We start from the raw sequence: 13,068 nt of genomic DNA, 5'->3' as shown, positions 1-13,068 counted from the left end.
TTATTTGAACTTAAGGCCGTCTGAAAATTTTCAGACGGCCTTGAGTTTATTTTGCCAATAAAAAAGACCTGCCTTAAAGGCAGGTCTTTTCATACCTTATCCTGATTATTTCTCAGGAGTGTGTTGCTGACGGCGCAAGATTGCTGGAATTTCAAAGTCATCCAGTACAGACTGGTTGCTGAAATCAGCCGCAGTCAGATTCATAGAACGAATATTGCGGTTGGTACGAACCAGGCTTTCAGCACTGCTTTGGCTTTGAGCTTGAGGCGCTTCTTCCGCACCGCGTACCAATTGTTGGGTACGGGCAGCAGCACGCAGTTGGTTGTCAGTACCGTTTTCTTTCAAGCCGGTAGCAATAATGGTAATACGGATAGCGTCTTCGCTCATGCTCTCATCTTCGGCAGCACCAAATTTGCATTCCACTTCAGGGTGTGCATTTTGGTTGACGATGCGCATAATCTCGTTGAACTCAGACATTTTCAGGCAGCCAGGAGCAGTGGTAATGTTTACCAATACACCGCGTGCACCATCCAAAGTAACATTATCCAAGAGCGGGCTGGAGATAGCTTGATCGGTAGCCAAACGGGCACGGTCGATACCTTGCGCAAAACCTGAACCCATCATGGCGATGCCGCGATTGCTCATCACAGTTTTCACGTCGGCGAAGTCCAAGTTGATCATGTCGCTCGGGCAAGTCACCACTTCGGAAATACCGGCAACCGCGTCACGCAGTACATTGTCGGCCGCACGGAAAGCTTCACGCATGGTCACATCTTCGCCCAAGGCAGTCATCAATTTGTCGTTCGGGATAATAATCAGGGAGTCAACGCGCTCTTTGAGCTGATCCAAACCTGCTTGAGCGATGTGTACGCGTTTGCCTTCGTAAGCAAACGGACGTGTTACAACCGCAACGGTCAGGATACCCATTTCTTTAGCGATTTCAGCCACAACAGGAGCAGAGCCGGTACCTGTACCGCCACCCATACCGGTAGTGATGAACAGCATGTTTGCACCGCGGATGGCATCTTCGATGGCTTCGCGATCTTCTTGGGCTGCGGCGCGGCCTATTTCAGGATTTGCACCGGCACCCAAACCGCGAGTCAGGTTTGTACCCAATTGAATGCGTTTAGCCGCATTGTTTTTAGCCAATGATTGCGCATCGGTATTGGCACTGATGAACTCAACACCGTGAATAGTGTTGGCAACCATGTTGTTGATGGCATTACAGCCGCCGCCACCCAAACCGATAACTTTGATAACAGCAGGGCTTGTTGCTGATTCTGCTACGTCGTAAACAAATTCCATTCAATAATCCTCCGCGCCCCGCTTTATAAGGACGGTTCAAAAATAACTTATTATCCGTATTATATAAGAAGTATCCTGATACTGGCAAAAATCTTCTTATCATCCGACTGTCGGCGTTATATTTTTACTACAATTTTTAACAGAAAATATACAAGTTTTAAATTATTCACTTGGCAATTATTTAAAACCGTTTAATTCTACTTAAATATTCAGGACAAACGGATTCTACACCGCTTGCCCTGAACGCTTTTATCAGAAATTGTCTCTGAAGAATCTTTGGATTTTTTCCCACAGACCCATTTTTTTACCTGAATCATTCAGGGCAATCGCACCGGTTCGGCTGGTTTGTTCACCCTCTTCGGCAGCATAGGCCGTCTGAAGCAGGCCAATTGCTGTTGAATAGCGTGGATTGCGGATACGCTCGGATACACCGCCCATTTCTTGTGGAACACCGATACGTGCCGGCAAATTAAAGACTTCTTCCGCCAACTCAACAATACCGGTCAACATAGAAGCACCGCCGGTCAAAACGATACCGGAAGTCAGCACTTCTTCAGGGAAGCCGGAACGGCGCAATTCGTTCAGCGTCAATTCCAAAATCTCTTCTACGCGCGGACCGATGATTTCAGCCAATACACGGCGTGAAATTTGACGTGATTGACGGTCGCCAACACTAGGAACTTCAATCATTTCATCCAAGCCGTCCATAGTCGGAATGGCGGCGCCGTAATGGATTTTGATGTACTCGGCGGCACTGTGCGGCGTACGCAGGGCTTGCGCCAAGTCTTTGGTAATCAAATCGCCGGCAACGGGAATAACCGCAGTATGGCGGATGGCGCCATTGGTATAAACCGCGATGTCGGTCGTACCGCCGCCGATATCGATGACGCACACACCCAAATCTTTTTCGTCTTCAGTCAAAACAGCGTGACCGCTTGCCAAAGGCTGAAGCATGATTTGATCCATTTGCAGGCCGCAGCGTTGGATACATTTTTGGATATTTTGCAAAGCAGTGTTCGCACCGGTAATGATGTGTACACGGGTATCCAAACGCACGCCGCTCATGCCGATAGGCTCTTTCACACCGGGTTGGTTGTCGATGATGTATTCTTGAACCACGGTATGCAAGATGTTGTGATCAGGCGGAATATTGATGGCTTTGGCTGTTTCGATGGCACGATCGATGTCGGCTTGCGATACTTCGCCATCTTTAATTTTGACCACGCCTTGTGAATTCAGGCTGCGGATATGGTTACCGGCAATACCGGTAACAACGTGGGAAATTTTGGTATCTGCCATCAACTCGGCATCTTCTACCGCCTGACGAATGGCTTGCGCGGTAGCGTCGATATTGGTCACCATACCTGCACGCAGGCCGCGTGAAGGGCTTTGTCCCAAGCCGACAATGTGGATTTCATTATCTTCCCGAATCTCGCCGATTAAGGCGATGACCTTGGACGTACCAATGTCTAAGGCACTGATATATTTATTTTGTTGTTGTTCCATAATTGCTCGTTCGCTATGTTGTCTGACTGACGGTTTGATTATTTTTGAAACAAGATTGCTTCACGTCTAATCGGCTATTCACTGTCGGAAGGATTTTCAGACGGCCTGTAACGGACTGAAAAACCATCCTTATAACGCATATCGACATACTCGATACGACTTTGTTTTTTACGCAGCAGCGACGGCCAAATCTGGGCAAACTGCTGCAAACGTTTGATTTCGTTTTCACGCCCCAAGCGCACGGTAATGCCGTTGTCCAATACAAGCAGCCATGCCGAACGCGGCGTGTAGATCAATTCTTTGATGGTCAGTTTCAACGGACTCAAAATACCGGAAAAGTCCGCATAATGTTTGACCATGTCTTTGCCTGTCCCCTGCTGCCCTTCAAATATAGGCAGGTCCTGTTTCAGGCTTGCGGCAAACACATTACCCTTACTGTCCACCAAGCCGCCAGCGCGCCAGTGTGCAACCGGCACGCGCTCGGTCAGGATAATTTCCACGGTCTCCGGAAAACGGCGGCGAACCATTGCCGAGTCAATCCAAGGCAACTCCTGAAAAGCGGCCTGCGCCGCATCAATATCGGCACGGAACATATTACCCCTGATATGCTCTCGTGCAACATTTTGCAATTCTTTGCCGGAAGCATATTTCAGCTTACCCTGAATGGCAATCTGTTTCACAGGGAAATATTTGGAATTGTAAAGCCAAGCTATGCCCGAACCTATCAGCAGAAAGGCCATCAGCAACAATAGCCGGCGGGTCAGCCGACCCAGTGCGCCTGCATCATCCCACATGAGCGGTCTTCAAAATCTCAATACATAAATCAGCAAAATCTACGCCAGTATGGGCTGCAGATTTTGGCACCAAACTATGACTGGTCATACCGGGCAAGGTATTGATTTCCAAGAGATACAGCTTACCATCCGTATCTTTCAGGAAGTCCACGCGCGAACAGCCGTCCGCACCAATCGCCTGCGCGCCACGTACGGCCAGTTCGCGCATCAGGTTTTCCTCATCCTCGCTCAAATCTTCCGACGGGCATTGATAAACCGTATCGTCGCGGTTGTATTTGGCTTCGTAATCGTAAAACTCGGTAGCCGGAATAATATGAATGCTCGGCAGGCCTTTGCCATTCAATACCGGGCAAGAATACTCGCCGCCGCCGATAAAGCGTTCGGCAATAATTTCGCCCTGCAAATGTTTCAATTCTTCGTAAACGCTTTTCAGACGGCCTTTTTCTTTAACTTTTACCACACCGACGCTGCTGCCTTCCGCGGCGGGTTTCACAAACATCGGCAGGCCCAATTTTTCTTCAACGGCATCAAAGTCGCTGTCGTCATGCAATACAGCAAACTCAGGAACAGGCAAACCCACGGCCTGCCAAATCAGTTTGCAGCGGTATTTGTCCATACCCAGCGCAGAAGCGGCCACACCGCTGCCGGTATAAGGAATACCCATCAGTTCCAACGCGCCTTGAATCGCGCCGTCTTCGCCGAAAGTGCCGTGCAAAATATTGAAGGCCGTCTGAAACCCTTGGGTTTTCAATTCAGACAACGGGGTTTCTTTGGGATCGAACGCATGGGCATCGACGCCTTTGCTTTTCAAGGCAGCCAAAATAGCGGCGCCGCTGTCCAGAGAAACTTCGCGCTCGCTGGAGAAGCCGCCCATCAACACGGCCACTTTGCCAAAATTCTGCATAATTTCTACTTTCTTAAATACTGATACAGGCCGTCTGAAATATTGTTCAGACGACCTATGTGTCCTCAAAGGCAAATATGCCTGTTTATTATGATTGTTTCGACAACTCCACCAATACAGACGGAACGCGGTTGATGCTGCCGGCACCCATATTCAGTACAACATCGCCGTCTTGCAAAACATTCAGCAGCATTTGCGGCAAATCGGCAACGTTTTCGCAGTAAATCGGCTCAAGTTTGCCCAATACGCGGATGGCGCGTGCCAAGGCGCGGGAATCGGCTGCAGCAATCGGCTCTTCGCCTGCGGCATAAACTTCGGTCAACACCAGCGCATCGACAGTATTGAGGACTTTGGTAAAGTCTTCAAATAAATCGCGCGTGCGGGTATAGCGGTGCGGTTGGAAAGCCAAGACCAAGCGTTTTTCAGGGTATGCGCCACGTGCGGCGGCCAGAGTTGCCGCCATTTCGACGGGATGGTGGCCATAATCGTCCACCAGCAGCGCAGTTCCGCCGTTTGGCAATTTGATGTCGCCATATTTTTGGAAGCGGCGACCGACACCTTCAAAGCCGAGCAAGCCTTTTTGAATGGCTTCAACCGATGCGCCAACTTCCAGCGCAACGCCGATAGCCGCCAACGCATTGAGGACGTTGTGGCGGCCGGGCATATTCAAAACAACTTCAAACGGCTCTTGCTCATGTCCTTTCATTTGAACATGAACGGTAAATTTCATTTGTGCACCGACGTTTTCAATATCGGTCGCGTAGATATCGGCAGTATCGTCCAAGCCGTAAGTGGCGTAAGGTTTGCTGATTTTCGGCAAAATCGCGCGGACGTGTTCGCTGTCGATACACAAAAAGGCTTTGCCGTAGAACGGCATACGGTGGATGAAGTCCACAAACGCCTGATGCAGTTTCTCAACGCTGTGTCCGTAAGTGTCCATATGGTCTTCGTCGATATTGGTTACGACGGACATAATCGGCGTCAGATACAGAAAAGAAGCATCGGATTCGTCGGCTTCGGCAACAATGTATTCGCCTTTGCCCAAACGGGCGTTGGTACCCGCGGCGTTGAGCTTGCCGCCGATAACGAAAGTCGGGTCAAGTCCTGCCGCGCCGAGAATAGAAGCGGTCAGGCTGGTGGTTGTGGTTTTACCGTGCGTACCGGCAATGGCGATACCATCGCGGAAGCGCATCAATTCTGCCAACATCAACGCGCGCGGAATCACGGGAATCTGCTGCTCCAACGCGGCAACAACTTCAGGATTGTCTTTTTTGACTGCAGTAGAAGTAACAACCACGTCGGCACCATTGACGTGTTCGGCAGTATGACCTGGGTAAACTTGGATGCCGAGAGCGCTCAAATGCTCAGTAACGGCATTACGCGCCTGATCCGAACCGGAAACTTTAAAGCCCAAATTGTGTAAAACTTCGGCAATACCGCTCATGCCGACGCCGCCGATTCCGACAAAATGGATGTTGGTCACTCGATTTTTCATCATAACGTTGCGTTCCGGTTGGTTTTTAGTGCGTAAAGGCGTTATTTTAAAGGGCTATCCGCTTCTGCGCCATGCTTTTATTGTAAAGGAATTTTAACAAAAGCAATAAAGGCCGTCTGAAACGCCGTTAATCAATTTTTCAGACGGCCTTGAACGAAGTCTGCCTGCTTATTCGGTACAGGATATGGCAATTTCCGCCACATCGTCCGCACTGTGCGGCAGTGCCAAGGTACGGGCATTTTTCGCCCATTTCAGGCATTTTTCACGATTCAAGCCGCCGAGGATTTCGGCCAGTTTTTCCGCCGTCAGTTGAGTTTGCGGCAGCAGTAAACCAGCTTCGGCCTGCACCATAAAACGCGCATTGGCTGTTTGATGGTCATCCACCGCGTGCGGATACGGCACCAGTAGCGCCCCCAAACCCGCAGCCGTCAGCTCGGCAATCGTCAGCGCGCCGGCACGGCAAATTACCAAATCGGCATCACGGTAGGCGGATACCATATCGGTAATAAATTCCACGCACTCGGCTTGCACACCCAACGCATCGTAATCCGCCTGAAGGTTGCCCAATTTATTGCGTCCGGACTGATGATACATTTGCGGACGGGCCGCCTCAGGCAACAATGCCAAAGCTTGCGGGACGGTTTTGTTCAACACATCCGCACCCAAACTGCCGCCGACCACCAAAACTTTCAGACGGCCTTGACGGTTTTCAAAGCGTTCTTCAGGAACAGGCAATGCCGCAATATCGGCACGGACAGGGTTACCCACCAAGCCGCCTTCATGTTGAAAGGCTTTGGGGAAAGCGTACAGGACACGTTTTGCCCAACGCGACAGTTGGCGGTTGGACAAACCGGCTACGGCGTTTTGCTCGTGAATCACAATCGGCACACCGGAAATTTTTGCCGCTAAGCCGCCGGGGAAAGTAACGAAACCGCCAAAACCGATAACGCACTCGACACGGTGTTTCTTAATAATCTGCTGCGCCTCGCGGACGGTTTTGTACAGCGTAAACGGCAACATCAGCTTACGTTTGATGCCGTTGCCGCGGATGCCTTTAATCGCCAGCGTTTCCAAGCGTATGCCGTATTGCGGCACGATACGCTCTTCCATCGAATCTTTACTACCCAGCCAAATCACATGATGGCCGCGCTTTTGCAGCGACTCGGCAACCGCCAATGCAGGGAAAATATGACCGCCCGTACCGCCGGCCATCAGCATAAAAGTTTTACCGCTCATGGTTTTACTCCACCGAATAACCGCGCATTTTTTGGCGGTTTTCATAATCAATGCGCAATAACAAAGTAACGCACACCAGCATGATAAAGACAGCCGAACCGCCGTAAGACATAAACGGCAAAGTCAGGCCTTTAGTGGGCAGGATACCGATGTTTACACCGATATTGAAGAAACTTTGAATACCAATCCAAATACCGATGCCGTTGGCGATGTACGCGCTAAACATCAAGCCCGAATCACGCGCCTGTTTGCCGATGGAAAACGCGCGCCAAACCAGCCAGCCGTAGCAGAACACCAAAACCAGCATCCCTAAAAAGCCGAATTCTTCGCCGATGACGGCAAAAATAAAGTCCGTGTGCGCTTCAGGCAGATAGAAACGTTTTTCCAAACTTGCGCCCAGACCTTCGCCAAACCAGCCGCCGCGCGCAATCGCCATCAAAGAATGCGTCAACTGATAGCCTTTACCCAAAGGATCGCTCCACGGGTCCAAAAACGCCGCCACACGCGCCATACGGTAAGGCGCGGCCAAAATCAGCAAACCCATTCCGCTCACAACGGTCGCCACCAATACGGCAAAATACTTCCACGGAAAGCCTGCCAGAAACAGCATACCCATGGTAATCACGACAATCACGACAAACGAGCCGAAATCCGGCTGGCCCATAATCAAAACCAAACCGACCGCCACCGACATAATCGGCAGAATCAGGGTTTTAAACTTACGGAAGCGTTCCTTCACCCTTACCCAAGCTTCACTTTTAAAAGGGCTGCACACCAAATCGCCAATACCGGTAAACAAAGACGACCAACCCAAAGAATCCAAATCGCGCAACATTTCTTCACGGCGCGTAAACAGGCTGGACAAATACAAAACCGTTGCCAATTTGAAAAACTCGGTTGGCTGCAAGTTGAGCGGCCCAATATGAATCCAGCGCGTCGCGCCGTTAATCTCACGGCCGACAAACAAAACCAGCAACAACAGCAAACCGGAAACGACAAAATAAAACGGAATAATCCGCCGCCAAAAGCTCATTTTCAGCAGGAAAAGCGGCAAGCACATGGCCACCGTAAACAGGATAAACATTGCCTGTTTGGACACAAAAGAAAACTGGCTGCCCCCATCCGATGCCGCATATGCAATAGAGGCCGAATAAATCATTACCAAGCTGAAGGTCGTCATCAAAACGACCATCCACAAGAGAGAAACATCAAACTTCCGACCATCGCGCGCAATCGGCCGGTCAAGCATTTTGGAAAGACTAATCATGAAAACATCCGTAACGGCTTGAATAAAATATTCAGACGGCCTGCAAATGGGCAAGAGGCCGTCTGAAAAAATGAATTAACGTTATTTTAAAGGTTTATTTCCAAACCAACAATTCAGAATCTACGGTTCAAAAAAGAGAAAGCGTGTTGACCTGTCCTTAGGAAGGATTGGCGGCTTATTTTAGATAAAAATCCCAGTATTAAGTCCCCTGCCCTACCGAGCTTTTCAGACGGACTGACAAGCAATCGACTACCCGTTCCAACCTGCCCCATCACTTCAACAGGCATAAAACCTACGGCAGAATCTCAATTTCTGCGTTGTGTTTCACGCTGCGGTAGAACTCGTCGATTTCCTCGTCCGTTACCGCGATGCAGCCGTCGGTCCAGTCTTTTTTCAGGTGTTTTTTACCGATAAAACCCCAGCCGTTTTTTATGCCGTGGATTTTAATCAGCCCGCCCGGGCTTTTGCCTTGTGCCGCCGCGTAGGCTTTGTCGGCTTCGTTGGGGTAGGAAACGCCGAGGTTTTTGTGGTAGCCGCTATTGGGATTACGCTCATTGATGCGGTATTTTCCTTCGGGCGTTTTGCCGTCGCCTTCAAACTGTTTATGCCCGACCGGTTGCTTGCCCAACGAAATGGGATAGGTTTTCAACAACCTGCCTTGCGAGTAGGCCGACATGGTGCGCTTGCTTTTATGCACGACCAATCTGTCGATAACTGCATCTTCTGGCAACGGCGTTTCGCTTGGCGTGGTAACAGTAGTCTTGGAACGAATCGGCGCGGCAAACCAAAACACCAAAGCGGCGACAGCCGAAAGCACGACTGCCGCCACGCCGATTTTCAACCCGACTTTCATCTTTCAGACGGCCTTACAAAGCTTTGAACGCTTCGATAAACACTTCCGAACGGTGCGCATAGCCTTTAAACATATCAAAGCTCGCACAAGCCGGGCTGAGCAACACGATATCGCCCGCTTCGGCTTGGGCGTATGCCGTTTGAACGGCTTCTTCCAAAGTGGCGCAGTCGGTCATATTCAGACCGCAGCCGTCCAAATCGCGGCGTATTTGCGGCGCATCGACACCAATCAGGAACACACCTTTTGCCTTGCCGACAAGCGCGTCGCGCAGGGGCGTGAAGTCCTGCCCTTTGCCCATGCCGCCTAAAATCACGAAGAGCGGATTTTGCAAACCGGCAATCGCGGCGGCGGTCGCGCCGACGTTCGTGCCTTTGCTGTCGTCGATGAACACCACGCCGTTTTTCTCGCCGATTTTTTCCACACGGTGCGGCAGGCCTTGGAAGGTTTTGACGTGTTCGAGCAACTCGTCTCGTGGCAAGCCAATGGCCTCACACAAAGCCACGGCAGCCATCACATTAGCGGCATTGTGCAAGCCTTGCAACGGAATGTCTTGCGTGGCAATCAAATCTTCATTGCCTTGTTTCAGGCGGCCTGTCTTGCGTTCCAACCAAAAATCGGCTTCGTGTTCCAACGAAAACCATTTTACCTCGCGCCCTGCCCGTTTCATGGCGCGGCAGAACACGTCGTCTGAATTTAAAACCTGCACGCCATCGCCACGGAAAATCTTGTCCTTGGTATGCGCGTAGTCGAGCAAGTCATCGTAGCGGTCGAGATGGTCTTCGGAAATGTTCAGCACCGTTGCCGCGGTCGGGCGCAGGCTTTCGGTGTTTTCCAGTTGGAAGCTGGAAAGCTCCAACACCCACACGTCCGCCTTTTTGCCTTCGCGCTGCAATTCCGCCTCCAAAACCGGCGTGCCGATATTTCCCGCGATAACGGTATCCAACCCACACTTGATGCAGAGATAGCCGACCAGGCTCGTTACCGTGGTTTTGCCGTTGCTGCCGGTAATCGCAATCACCTTGTCGCCGCGGCGGTTCACAATATCCGCCAGCAATTCAATGTCGCCCAACACGCGTCCGCCGTTTCGCTTAAAGGCCTCGATATCTGGCTGCCGCTCACTGATGCCGGGACTGAGCGCCAGAATATCGAAACCATTATCCAGCGCATCTTTCAGACGGCCCGTGTAAAACACCAGCCCGTCAAACATTTTACCGATTTGCGACACGCGCTCCGGTTTCAGCTCCGCATCATAAGCGGCAACCTCCGCGCCGTTTTTGCGCAGATAAGCAATCATGGAAATACCCGTGCCGCCAAGTCCGGCGACGAGGATTTTTTTATTTTGAAAAGTCATTTTGGTTTTGTCCTAAAACAAATCATATTGGGCAGGAGGGGATGTCCGCTCCTGCTCAAGCCACTTTCAGACGGCATCGCGAGCTGTTCAATAACCCAGCTTCAAACGGCGGTAATTGTCGCAGCCTTTTTGATATCCGTTTTGACACGCCTTGCCAAGCCATTCTTGAGCGAGCGCAAGGTCTTGGCGCACGCCGTGCCCTTTGTAATACATTATGCCCAAATAAAATTGGGCTTCGTCAACCCCTTGTTCTGCCGCATTGCGAAACCACTGCACTGCCTGTTTATAATCCTGACGAACTCCTTCGCCTTTGTAATACATCTCACCCAAATTATTTTGGGCTTCTGCCTTCCCTTGCTCCGCAGCCTTGCGAAACCACTGCACTGCCTGCACAGGGTCTTGACGGACTCCTTGTCCATTGGCATACATTACACCCAAATCATTTTGTGCTTTCGCACTTCCTTGCTCCGCGATTTGAAGTGCTTCTTTAAAATCCAGCGTATCATCCGCCCAAACTACCTGCGCCAAGCCCAAAGATAACAGGGCTACCATCATCTTTTTTAATAATTTATTCATTTTAAAATCCATTTCTTTCAAATTATTGTTTCTGTTTTATCCTAGTTTTTTCAGACGGCCTTAACTAGCGAATTCCTTAAAAAAGCTATTTACACCGTAGCTACTCAATATCTGCTGCAATTCCGGTGCGCGTACCCAAGGATCAACCGCCATCGGCGGCATAGGCGGTTCGATACCGTCTTCGTTTTGGTTACGGCACCAATCTGCCATGGCAAAAACTTGGATTAAAACCGGCTCGGCAAGTGCTTTGTCGATGCCCAGTTCGCTCATGGCTTGGGCAAAGCAGGCGATCCATTCGTTGCGGACTTGTACGTTGACGGCAAAAGGCATATGGCGGGCACGCAGTTGGGGATGGCCGTATTTTTCGACAAAAAGTTGCGGGCCGCCGAGCCAGCCGCTAAAAAATTCGTAGAGTTTTTCGCGTATCAGGGTCATGTCTTCGCCGTGCATTTGGCGCAAGGTTTGGTATTTCGGCTCGAGTTCCATCAAATCGTAGAAACGGTCGGTCAGGGTGCGGATGCCGATTGCGCCGCCAAAAGATTGGTACATGTTTGGGGACTTTCTGTGTGGATTATTACGGGATTTATTTTGAGATGTAGGATTCAGGCAAGCATGCTTACCTTACATAATGGCCGTCTGAAAGTTTCAGACGGCCTTTGGAGATTTAGCGGATTTTGAGGGTACTCAAACCAATCAGCACCAAGACGATGGTGATAATCCAGAAACGAACAACAACTTGGGTTTCTTTCCAGCCTTTTTGTTCGTAGTGGTGATGAATCGGCGCCATCAGGAAGATGCGTTTTTTGGTTCGTTTGTACCAACCGACTTGCAACATAACGGAAATGGCTTCAACAACAAACAGGCCACCCATGATGACGAGGACAAATTCTTGGCGGATGATGACGGCAACGGTACCGAGCGCCGCGCCAAGCGCGAGTGCGCCGACATCGCCCATAAAGACTTGTGCCGGATAGGCGTTAAACCACAAAAAACCGAGACACGCGCCACACATGGCGGTACAGAAAATCACCACTTCGTTTGCGCCGGCAACGTAAGGCAATTGCAGGTACTGGGCAAATTGGGAGTGTCCGCTTGCATAAGTAAAGATGGCAAGGCCGGCGGCAACAAGTACAACGGGGAATGCGGCCAAGCCGTCCAAACCGTCGGTCAGGTTAACGGCATTGGATGTGCCGACGATGGTCAGGTAGGACAATACCAAGAAGCCGACTACGCCAAGCGGCAAGGCGACTTGTTTGAAGAAGGGAACAATCAGGATATTGTTGGCGGAATTTGTCGCAAGGTAGAACAACGCTAAGCCGGCAATGATGGCAACGCTGGACTGCCACACCATTTTGAATTTAGCAGACACGCCGTTAGGGTCTTTATAAACCACTTTGCGCCAATCGTCGTAAAAACCGAGTGCGCCGGTAGCGAGCAGGACGCCTAAGAGAATCCAAATATAAGGATTTGCCCAGTTGCCCCACAAGATTGTGGATACGGTAATGGCAGTCAAAATCAGCGAGCCACCCATGGTTGGCGTACCGTTTTTGACGAGGTGGGTTTGCGGGCCGTCGGTGCGCACTGCCTGGCCAACTTTAAGCGCAGTCAGTTTGCGGATAGTCCACGGGCCAAGCAATAGGGAAAACGCCAAAGCAGTCAAAGCCGCCATAACGGCGCGGAATGTGGTGTATTGAAAAATATTCAGACCGGTTAACCAGTTACTGAAATGTGCGAGCCATAAAAACATGGGGCTTCCTTTTTTGTTTTTGTTGTTACAGCGG

General features: G+C 50.5%; 12 protein-coding genes. All 12 read right to left on the bottom strand.

Going from position 1 to position 13,068, the window contains the following annotated elements; translation table 11 throughout:
* Nucleotides 1–105: 105 nt before the first annotated feature.
* Nucleotides 106–1,305 carry a cell division protein FtsZ gene (ftsZ, locus tag KCG54_RS01420; protein ID WP_003748303.1) on the bottom strand — a complete coding sequence of 400 codons (1,200 nt, stop codon included), beginning with the start codon at nucleotides 1,303–1,305 and terminating at the stop codon, nucleotides 106–108.
* 252 nt (nucleotides 1,306–1,557) lie between these two features.
* Nucleotides 1,558–2,811 (bottom strand): cell division protein FtsA, encoded by a 1,254-nt coding sequence (gene ftsA / locus KCG54_RS01415; protein WP_003682483.1) that lies wholly within the window; start codon nucleotides 2,809–2,811, stop codon nucleotides 1,558–1,560.
* A 74-nt stretch (nucleotides 2,812–2,885) separates the two neighbouring features.
* Entirely contained in the window at nucleotides 2,886–3,605 is a 720-nt protein-coding gene (locus tag KCG54_RS01410; RefSeq protein ID WP_254324426.1) for a cell division protein FtsQ/DivIB, read from the bottom strand.
* Nucleotides 3,595–4,509, bottom strand: coding sequence for a D-alanine--D-alanine ligase (locus tag KCG54_RS01405; protein WP_254324425.1), 915 nt, complete (start codon nucleotides 4,507–4,509; stop codon nucleotides 3,595–3,597). Before KCG54_RS01405 ends, KCG54_RS01410 begins: the two co-directional genes overlap by 11 nt.
* 88 nt (nucleotides 4,510–4,597) lie before the next feature.
* Entirely contained in the window at nucleotides 4,598–6,007 is a 1,410-nt protein-coding gene (murC, locus tag KCG54_RS01400; protein ID WP_254324424.1) for a UDP-N-acetylmuramate--L-alanine ligase, read from the bottom strand.
* A gap of 165 nt (nucleotides 6,008–6,172) precedes the next feature.
* The gene (murG, locus tag KCG54_RS01395) at nucleotides 6,173–7,240 is read right to left on the bottom strand and encodes an undecaprenyldiphospho-muramoylpentapeptide beta-N-acetylglucosaminyltransferase (protein WP_254324423.1); all 1,068 of its coding nucleotides are present in this window, start codon (nucleotides 7,238–7,240) and stop codon (nucleotides 6,173–6,175) included.
* Between the two features lie 4 nt (nucleotides 7,241–7,244).
* On the bottom strand, nucleotides 7,245–8,507 hold the full coding sequence (locus KCG54_RS01390) for an FtsW/RodA/SpoVE family cell cycle protein (protein ID WP_003748295.1): 1,263 nt from the start codon (nucleotides 8,505–8,507) through the stop codon (nucleotides 7,245–7,247).
* A 292-nt stretch (nucleotides 8,508–8,799) separates the two neighbouring features.
* The gene (locus KCG54_RS01385) at nucleotides 8,800–9,360 is read right to left on the bottom strand and encodes a L,D-transpeptidase family protein (RefSeq protein ID WP_254324422.1); all 561 of its coding nucleotides are present in this window, start codon (nucleotides 9,358–9,360) and stop codon (nucleotides 8,800–8,802) included.
* 13 nt (nucleotides 9,361–9,373) lie between these two features.
* Complete coding sequence (murD, locus tag KCG54_RS01380; protein WP_254324421.1) at nucleotides 9,374–10,711, bottom strand: UDP-N-acetylmuramoyl-L-alanine--D-glutamate ligase; 1,338 nt, start codon at nucleotides 10,709–10,711, stop codon at nucleotides 9,374–9,376.
* A gap of 87 nt (nucleotides 10,712–10,798) precedes the next feature.
* Nucleotides 10,799–11,287, bottom strand: a complete 489-nt coding sequence (locus KCG54_RS01375; RefSeq protein WP_254324420.1) for a tetratricopeptide repeat protein — start codon at nucleotides 11,285–11,287, stop codon at nucleotides 10,799–10,801.
* A 60-nt stretch (nucleotides 11,288–11,347) separates the two neighbouring features.
* Entirely contained in the window at nucleotides 11,348–11,836 is a 489-nt protein-coding gene (locus tag KCG54_RS01370; protein ID WP_254324419.1) for a group II truncated hemoglobin, read from the bottom strand.
* 115 nt (nucleotides 11,837–11,951) lie between these two features.
* A complete protein-coding gene (mraY, locus tag KCG54_RS01365) occupies nucleotides 11,952–13,034 on the bottom strand; it encodes a phospho-N-acetylmuramoyl-pentapeptide-transferase (RefSeq protein WP_254324418.1) in 1,083 nt (360 codons plus the stop codon).
* Between the last annotated feature and the right edge of the window lie 34 nt (nucleotides 13,035–13,068).

This window comes from Neisseria subflava, from assembly GCF_024205705.1.
Lineage (GTDB): Bacteria > Pseudomonadota > Gammaproteobacteria > Burkholderiales > Neisseriaceae > Neisseria > Neisseria subflava_D.
The sequence above is the reverse complement of the archived record's forward strand: the minus strand, read 5'-3'. Positions and strand labels throughout refer to the sequence as shown.

Bases quoted from the DNA above. Each gene is read 5' to 3' on its own strand.
- ftsZ (WP_003748303.1), bottom strand. From the start codon at position 1,305: ATGGAATTTGTTTACGACGTAGCAGAATCAGCAACAAGCCCTGCTGTT.
- ftsA (WP_003682483.1), bottom strand. From the start codon at position 2,811: ATGGAACAACAACAAAATAAATATATCAGTGCCTTAGACATTGGTACG.
- KCG54_RS01410 (WP_254324426.1), bottom strand. From the start codon at position 3,605: ATGTGGGATGATGCAGGCGCACTGGGTCGGCTGACCCGCCGGCTATTG.
- KCG54_RS01405 (WP_254324425.1), bottom strand. From the start codon at position 4,509: ATGCAGAATTTTGGCAAAGTGGCCGTGTTGATGGGCGGCTTCTCCAGC.
- murC (WP_254324424.1), bottom strand. From the start codon at position 6,007: ATGATGAAAAATCGAGTGACCAACATCCATTTTGTCGGAATCGGCGGC.
- murG (WP_254324423.1), bottom strand. From the start codon at position 7,240: ATGAGCGGTAAAACTTTTATGCTGATGGCCGGCGGTACGGGCGGTCAT.
- KCG54_RS01390 (WP_003748295.1), bottom strand. From the start codon at position 8,507: ATGATTAGTCTTTCCAAAATGCTTGACCGGCCGATTGCGCGCGATGGT.
- KCG54_RS01385 (WP_254324422.1), bottom strand. From the start codon at position 9,360: ATGAAAGTCGGGTTGAAAATCGGCGTGGCGGCAGTCGTGCTTTCGGCT.
- murD (WP_254324421.1), bottom strand. From the start codon at position 10,711: ATGACTTTTCAAAATAAAAAAATCCTCGTCGCCGGACTTGGCGGCACG.
- KCG54_RS01375 (WP_254324420.1), bottom strand. From the start codon at position 11,287: ATGAATAAATTATTAAAAAAGATGATGGTAGCCCTGTTATCTTTGGGC.
- KCG54_RS01370 (WP_254324419.1), bottom strand. From the start codon at position 11,836: ATGTACCAATCTTTTGGCGGCGCAATCGGCATCCGCACCCTGACCGAC.
- mraY (WP_254324418.1), bottom strand. From the start codon at position 13,034: ATGTTTTTATGGCTCGCACATTTCAGTAACTGGTTAACCGGTCTGAAT.